The 6903-nt window shown below is 72.1% G+C and carries 9 protein-coding genes and 3 tRNA genes; 5 read left to right on the top strand and 7 right to left on the bottom strand.

The genetic code is table 11. The annotated features are described in order from the left end of the window. Positions 1–2 precede the first annotated feature (2 nt). Together GT030_RS31255 and GT030_RS31250 are read right to left on the bottom strand one after the other, a co-directional pair. Positions 3–74 (bottom strand) — tRNA-Val (locus tag GT030_RS31255). Positions 75–135: 61 nt separating this feature from the next. Further along, positions 136–588, bottom strand: a complete 453-nt coding sequence (locus GT030_RS31250; protein ID WP_161203970.1) for a TIGR02611 family protein — start codon at positions 586–588, stop codon at positions 136–138. A gap of 190 nt (positions 589–778) precedes the next feature. Here GT030_RS31250 and GT030_RS31245 point away from each other — a divergent pair, with 190 nt between their 5' ends. Beyond that, a complete protein-coding gene (locus GT030_RS31245) occupies positions 779–1192 on the top strand; it encodes an SsgA family sporulation/cell division regulator (RefSeq protein ID WP_010351314.1) in 414 nt (137 codons plus the stop codon). A gap of 288 nt (positions 1193–1480) precedes the next feature. Next, positions 1481–2041, top strand: a complete 561-nt coding sequence (locus tag GT030_RS31240; RefSeq protein WP_161203969.1) for a CGNR zinc finger domain-containing protein — start codon at positions 1481–1483, stop codon at positions 2039–2041. An 83-nt stretch (positions 2042–2124) separates the two neighbouring features. Here the strand turns inward: GT030_RS31240 and GT030_RS35955 are convergent, their stop codons facing one another. Together GT030_RS35955 and GT030_RS31235 are read right to left on the bottom strand one after the other, a co-directional pair. Beyond that, the gene (locus GT030_RS35955) at positions 2125–2277 is read right to left on the bottom strand and encodes a hypothetical protein (RefSeq protein ID WP_165425682.1); all 153 of its coding nucleotides are present in this window, start codon (positions 2275–2277) and stop codon (positions 2125–2127) included. A 189-nt stretch (positions 2278–2466) separates the two neighbouring features. Continuing rightward, on the bottom strand, positions 2467–2910 hold the full coding sequence (locus GT030_RS31235) for a hypothetical protein (protein WP_161203968.1): 444 nt from the start codon (positions 2908–2910) through the stop codon (positions 2467–2469). A 243-nt stretch (positions 2911–3153) separates the two neighbouring features. Here GT030_RS31235 and GT030_RS31230 point away from each other — a divergent pair, with 243 nt between their 5' ends. Beyond that, positions 3154–3678, top strand: a complete 525-nt coding sequence (locus GT030_RS31230) for a DsbA family protein (protein WP_202460787.1) — start codon at positions 3154–3156, stop codon at positions 3676–3678. Positions 3679–3682: 4 nt separating this feature from the next. Here the strand turns inward: GT030_RS31230 and GT030_RS31225 are convergent, their stop codons facing one another. The 3 genes from GT030_RS31225 to GT030_RS31215 all read right to left on the bottom strand — a co-directional run bounded on the left by GT030_RS31225 (position 3683) and on the right by GT030_RS31215 (position 6470). Continuing rightward, entirely contained in the window at positions 3683–4507 is an 825-nt protein-coding gene (locus GT030_RS31225) for a GNAT family N-acetyltransferase (RefSeq protein WP_161203967.1), read from the bottom strand. A gap of 71 nt (positions 4508–4578) precedes the next feature. Further along, positions 4579–5400 carry an aminodeoxychorismate lyase gene (locus GT030_RS31220; protein WP_161203966.1) on the bottom strand — a complete coding sequence of 274 codons (822 nt, stop codon included), beginning with the start codon at positions 5398–5400 and terminating at the stop codon, positions 4579–4581. Further along, positions 5397–6470, bottom strand: coding sequence for a chorismate-binding protein (locus GT030_RS31215; protein ID WP_161203965.1), 1074 nt, complete (start codon positions 6468–6470; stop codon positions 5397–5399). Before GT030_RS31215 ends, GT030_RS31220 begins: the two co-directional genes overlap by 4 nt. A 179-nt stretch (positions 6471–6649) precedes the next feature. Between GT030_RS31215 and GT030_RS31210 the strand changes: the two genes are divergently transcribed. Further along, positions 6650–6722, top strand: a tRNA-Gly gene (locus GT030_RS31210). 38 nt (positions 6723–6760) lie between these two features. Next, positions 6761–6834: transfer RNA gene (locus GT030_RS31205), tRNA-Cys, on the top strand. Positions 6835–6903: the final 69 nt, after the last annotated feature.

Raw genomic sequence — 6903 nt, 5'->3', positions numbered from 1 at the left:
GGTGGGCGATACTGGGTTCGAACCAGTGACCTCTTCGGTGTGAACGAAGCGCTCTCCCACTGAGCTAATCGCCCTGGGCGCAGGAAGAACATTACCCCATGTCAGCGGGTGCCTGTGACCACCTGCGGCACCGGCTCACTGGTCCTTGATCCTCCAGGGCGCGACGACGCCGAACTTCCAGAGGTAGATCCCGGCCAGCACCCCGATGATCACCAGCCCGATCACGGTGAGGGTGATGTTGCGGCGCCGCACCTTGGGGTCCAGCGCCTTCTGCGCGGCCTCGGTGACCTTGCGCTTGGTCCAGCGGAGCACGAGCTGGGCCCAGACGAACTCGGTCGCCCAGATCGCCATGCCGCCGAAGATCACCACCCAGCCGGGGCCGGGCAGCGGGAGCATGACGATGCCCGCCACGACCACGGCGAGGCCGATCACGAACACGCCGACCTGCCAGCTCAGGTGCAGGGCCCTGCGTTGCTTGACGAACTCCGGCGCCCGCGAGCCCAGCCCGTCGTCGGCCGGCCCCTCGCCCGTCCCCGCCCTGTCCGGCACCACGGCGACCTCACCCGGCTCGTCACTCCCCGTATTCATACGGTCAAACCCTACCGGAGCGAATGAGTCACTGGAATGGTGGCAGATCTCGTATCACTGCTCGGCCGGAAGAGGTACCTAAAGCCACGCAAAACCCTCGAAGGGGTTTACAACGGCACCGTAGGTGGCATGTCGATTTCGCCGACGTGCGAATCCCCGAGCGCACACTGAGCGAAAGGCCCTGGCGCTTATGAACACCACGGTCAGCTGCGAGCTGCACCTGCGCCTCGTTGTGTCGAGCGAGTCCTCCCTGCCTGTCCCCGCAGGCCTGCGGTACGACACGGCCGACCCCTACGCCGTGCACGCCACCTTCCACACCGGAGCCGAAGAGACCGTCGAGTGGGTGTTCGCCCGTGACCTCCTCGCGGAGGGGCTGCACCGGCCCACCGGCACCGGCGACGTCCGCGTCTGGCCATCGCGCAGCCATGGTCAGGGCGTCGTCTGCATCGCCCTCAGCTCTCCGGAGGGCGAAGCACTGCTGGAGGCCCCCGCACGGGCCCTGGAGTCCTTCCTGAAGCGAACCGACGCCGCCGTGCCGCCCGGCACGGAACACCGGCACTTCGATCTCGACCAGGAGTTGTCCCACATCCTGGCGGAGAACTAGGCCACGACACCCCACCGAGCCGCCCGGCGCCGTCCACTCGGGGAGACGGCGCGGGCCGAGACAACCGCATAGGGCACCCAGCGGCGTCGTCACCGTGAGCAGTCACGGAGGCGGCGCCGCTGTGCGCGTACGCGGCGCTCACCGGGTCCGGGGAACCCCGGCGGCGGGGCGGGCGTTGCAGGGGCAGGAGCCGCCGTCGGGCGGCGCCCGGTGGGGCGGGCGCGGTTGTCGCTACCATCTGCCCCCATCGGCGGGCGCTCGCCCGACCCTCAGGCCAGGGAGCGAAACGTGCTGATCACCCACGACACCCGGTGCGCGCTCGACACCGTGGTGGATCTGGTGAACACCGCGCCGGAGGACGGCACGGCGGCGGACGGACTGCCGGACGTGGCGGCGCTGGCGGAGTTCACCCGCGGCCACGCCGTCAGTGACATCGGCACGCTGTCCGAGCCGGACCTGGCGGCGGTGCGGGAGATCCGCAGCCGGTTCGCGGGCATCTTCGCCGCGCCGGACGCCCGCACGGCGGCCGGGATGATCAACGAGCTGGTCGCGGCCGCGGGCACCACCCCCCGGCTGACGGACCACGACGGCTACGACTGGCATGTGCACTACTTCGCCCCGGGCGCCTCGCTGGCCGACCATCTCGCGGCGGACTGCGGGATGGCGCTGGCCTTCTTCGTGGTGGCGGGCGAGGAGGAGCGGCTGCGGCGCTGCGAGGCCCCGGACTGCCGGCGCGCCTTCGTGGACCTCTCCCGCAACCGCTCGCGCCGCTACTGCGACAGCCGGACCTGCGGGAACCGGCTGCATGTGGCGGCCTACCGGGCGCGCCGCAAGGAGGCGGCCGGCTGAGCCGGGCCGGGATGCGCCGGGGCCGTGCCGGGTGCGGTTCGACGCCGGTCCCGGCGGGTGACGCCGGGACGGGCGCGTACGGCTCACAGCAACAGCAGATCGTGCAGCGCAGCCATGAGGATCAGACACCCGATCACCGCCAGGAAGATCATCAGCGGTGGCTGGGAAAGGGCGAAGAGGCACCCGCGCGGCTCGTCCTTCTGCGGCGCGGCCTCGCTCTGTGTCGTGTCGACCATCTCGCCGCGATGATGGACCAGGCCGGACCCTGTACGCGATCAACACACACGTAAAGTGCGGGACTGCGCCGAATTCGCACCGTAGCTTTCGCGTCGCTCCGCGTGGTGAACGGTTTCGTGCGCGGGGTGACGGTATGTGGCGAGAGGCCCGTCATGCGCAGGTCACGGGTGTCGGCATATGCCAGTGGCTCATATGCCGTGCTTCTTGAGGATGGCCTCGATGTCGCTGAAGTCCTCCGAGGAGGACGGGGAAGCAGGGGGTGCCGAGGCGGGCCGGGAGCCGGGTCCCGCCTTCCGGCCCAGGGCGGCCGCGGAGGCGGACGGGCTCACCGGAGCGGCCGGAGCGTCGGCGGCAGTCGCCCGCGCGGTGCGGGCGCCCCGGCGGTGCTCCACGGCGCGGACGAGGGCGAAGAGTGCCCAGGACGCGCCGAGCACCCCGAAGCCGGCCCAGGCCAGCGGGCTGAAGGCGGTACTGGCCAGCCATCCGACGGCGCCCGTCATCACCAGGCCGACCGGGATCAGGGAGTAGGCGGCTATGCGCAGTGCGGTCAGGAAGCGCTTGCGGTAGGCGGTGACCGCGGCGATGCCCAGGCCCGCCGCGGACACGGCGGAGCAGACGGTCTCGGCGAGCATCCGGTCCTCCTCGCGGGTCGGTCGGTCCTCCGGTCCGGTGTTCCGGGCCGGGTGCGGCGAGGGCACCGGCGGTGCGCTTCGTCCCTTTCCATCCTGCACCGTCCGCCCCCGGCGGGGCCATGGTCCGGCCCGGAGATCAGGGACTTCTCAGGGATGCCCCCGGCCCCCCTCGGGGTCCCCACCAGGCAGGGTGCCCACCGCCGGGATTGGGCCCGGCCCGGCCCGCCTGGAAGACTGGGCCGCATGAGCGACACCTCCCCCGCGCACCCCGAGCCCGTCGTGCTCGACATCTGGTGCGAACTCCAGTGCCCCGACTGCCGCAGCGCCCTGGACGACGTACGCGCCCTGCGTGCCCGTTACGGCGACCGGCTGGAGATCCGGCTGCGGCACTTCCCGCTGGAGAAGCACAAGCACTCCTTCGCCGCCGCCCAGGCCGCCGAGGAGGCGGTGGAGCAGGGGCAGGGCTGGCCGTACATCGAGGCGGTGCTGGCGCGGACCGACGAACTGGACCGGCGCGGCGAGGCCGTGCTGGTGGACACGGCCCGTGAACTCGGCCTGGACGCCGAGGAATTCGAGGTCGCCCTGATCGACGGGCGGCACATCCTGATCGTGGACGCCGACCAGGCCGAGGGCAAGGCGATCGGCGTCACCGGCACCCCGACCTATGTCATCGGCGGCGAGCGCCTGGACGGCGGCAAGAGTCAGGACGGGCTGCGCGAGCGGATCGAGGAGATCGCCGACCGCCTGCTGGCCGGCGCGGGGGACTGAGCCGCTACAGCAGCGGCTTGGTCAGCGTGCGGTACGTCGTCCGGTAGCCGAGCGACTCGTACAGCCGCTCGGCCGGGGTGTTGCCCGCGAAGACGTTGAGACCGAGGGTGCGGCCGCCCCCGGTGATCGTGCGGGCCTCCGCGAGGAGCATCAGGGCGCGGCCGTGGCCCCGGCCGCGCCGGGCCTCGTCGGTCTGGATGTCGTAGATCCAGCGCTCGTCCTCGCGGCGGCCCAGCCAGACGTGACCCACCGGGGTTCCCTCGTGCTCCAGGACGCCGAACCAGACCCCCTCGGTGGCGAGCCCGTCCGGGAGGACGGTGGCGTGGTCGCGCCGGGCCTTGGCGTGGGCGTCGGCCTCGGGGACGCCGCGCTCGATCCACTCCCCCGCGTACCGCTCCCGTTCCGCCTGCTGCCAGGCGGTGAACTCGGCCCCGGTCATGGGGCGGGCGGTGCTGCCGGGCGGGAGCCGCGGGGGTTCGTCCCCGAGCCGCTTGCGCATGCCCCGGTTGCGGAGGACGTAGCCGAGGGCGTCGGCGAGGCGGGACGCGGCCTCGTTCTCCGCCGGGAGGGTCAGCTCGATCTGGCGGCAGTCCCAGCTTCGCGCCACCTCCTCGGCGGCGAGCATGGCCACCGTGCCCCGGCCGCGCCGCCGGTCGGACTCGTCGATCCGCAGGTCGGTGACGCGGGCCACCGAGGGGCCGAGGAACGGCGAGGTGTCCAGGTGGATCTCACCGGCCGGGCGGCTGTTCACGCACACCTGGAAGCGGCGTGAACGGGTGCCGTCCGCGTGCTGCTGAAGCGGCTCGGTCGGCCGCAGTGTCGTCGTCATCAACGGGAGTTCTACCCGCTCGGCGGCGCCGGCTCAGCCCAATTACCGGCGCCCGCCGGGCGGATGGGGTCTCACGGGTTCAGGTCGGCGCGCGAGCGCTCCTCGAAGATCCGCATGGCCTTGGCGGTCACCGGGCCCGGCGCGCTCGGCAGTTCACGGCCGTCGACCCGGTGCACGCCCTGGACGTCGCGCAGCGAGGAGGTCAGGAAGATCTCTTCGGCGCGCTCCAGCACGTCCAGCGGAAGGTCGGTCTCCTTGGCGCCGGTCCACTCGACGGTCAGCGCGCGGGTGATGCCGGCCAGGCAGCCGGAGGGGACCGGCGGGGTGTGGATCTCGCCGTCGAGGACGACGAACACGTTGGAGCCGGTGCCCTCGCAGAGCTGTCCGACGGAGTTGGCGAACAGCGCCTCGGACGCGCCCTGTTCGTGCGCGCGGGCCAGCGCGACCACGTTCTCGGCGTACGAGGTCGTCTTCAGGCCGGTGAGGGCGCCGCGTTCGTTGCGGATCCAGGGAACCGTGACGACCGCCGTCGAGTCGGGGCGGCGGGTGGCCTCGCTCGCGGCGACGAGCAGGGTCGGGCCGTGCTCGCCGCGTTCGGAGCCGAGGGGGGCCTGGCCGCCGGTGTAGGTGATCCGAAGCCGCCCGAGCGGCATGGGGTTGGCCTCCAGCACGGCCGCGCAGGCGCGGGCGACCTCGTCGTGGTCGGGGTCGGGCAGGCCGAGGCCGCGGGCGGAGCGGGTCAGCCGGTCGAGGTGCCGGGTGAGCGCGAACGGCTTGCCGTCGACCGCCTTCAGCGTCTCGAAGACGCCGTCGCCCACGGTAAGACCGTGGTCGAAGACGGAGACGCTCGCGGTGGTGGCGTCCCGCAGGGCGCCGTCCAGCCAGATGCTCATGTGCGGGCCTTTCCACTTTCCTGGTACTGACCCGACGCTACCCTGAGCAGCCGGGCCCTCTTGAGTTCGGTCTCGCGCCACTCCGCGAACGGGTCGGAGCCCCAGGTGATCCCGGCCCCCGTGCCGAAGCGGAGGGCTGCCGGGCCGTCGGCGGACCGGTCGATCCAGAACGTACGGATGCCCACGGCCAGCTCGGCGGTCCCCCGGTCGGCGTCGACCCAGCCGATGCCGCCGCAGTAGGGGCCGCGCGGGGCGGTCTCCAGGGCGGCGATGATGGCGAGGGCGCTCGGTTTGGGGGCGCCGGTGACCGAGCCGGGCGGGAAGGTGGCCGCGAGCAGCTCGGGCCAGCCGGTGCCTTCGCGCAGTTCGCCGCGCACCGTGGAGACGAGGTGGACGAGTCCGGGATGCTTCTCCGTGACGCACAGCTCGGGGACGGTGACGCTGCCGGTGGCGCAGACGCGGCCGAGGTCGTTGCGGACCAGGTCCACGATCATCACGTTCTCGGCGTGGTCCTTCTCCAGCAGGTCCGCCTCGGTGCGCCCGGTCCCCTTGATGGGCCCGGACTCGATGGTGCGGCCGGTCCGGCGCAGGTAGAGCTCGGGCGAGGCGGTGGCGATCTCCACCCCGTGCTCCGGCAGCCGTACGGTGCCCGCATAGGGGGCGGGGTTGCCGCGGGCCAGCAGGGCGGTGAGGGCGTCCACGTCGGCGTCGGGGCCGACCGGCGCGCTCAGCACCCGGCAGAGGTTGGCCTGGTAGACGTCGCCGGCCGCGATGTGCTCCCGGATGCGCTGCACGGCGCTCATGTAGGCGGCGCGGTCCAGGGAGCTGGTCCAGTCCTCGGGTGCTGGACCCTCCCAGGCGCCCGGTACCGGGGCGGGGACGGGCGCGTGCCGTACGTCGGCGAAGCGCGCGCAGGTCAGCGCGCCCTCGAAGCCGGCGACGACGGCCCAGAAGCCGGTGGAGTCGAGGGCGGCGGGGTCGCTGGTGACGTCGAGGAGACCGGTGGCGAGGCGGTCGCCGAAGCGGGCCAGAGGAGTCCGGGAGGAGGCGGCGGCCGGGAGGTGGAGCACATGGCCGAGTCTAGGACGGGTGTCCGAAAGCCGAGCCGGACGGGCGGCTCGCGGGAACCTTGACCGGGGTGGCCGCCGGGTGCACCGCAGCACGCTGCGCAAACGCGTTTTTGTGCTGGCTCAGGAATCCGCTAGAGTTCAACACGTCGCCGGGACGCGGAAGCCGACCGAAACGACAAGCGGACGTAGCTCAGTTGGTAGAGCGCAACCTTGCCAAGGTTGAGGTCGCGAGTTCGAGCCTCGTCGTCCGCTCGCAGGAAGTAGGGTGTCTTCCCGATCCCTACGCTCCTGGTGGAGTGGCCGAGAGGCGAGGCAACGGCCTGCAAAGCCGTCTACACGGGTTCAAATCCCGTCTCCACCTCCAAGGACGATTAGCTCAGCGGGAGAGCGCTTCCCTGACACGGAAGAGGTCACTGGTTCAATCCCAGTATCG

Source organism: Streptomyces sp. SID1328 (assembly GCF_009865595.1).
Lineage (GTDB): Bacteria > Actinomycetota > Actinomycetes > Streptomycetales > Streptomycetaceae > Streptomyces > Streptomyces griseoluteus.
Note: the sequence above shows the minus strand (reverse complement) of the source record. Positions and strands in the feature narration are given on the sequence as shown.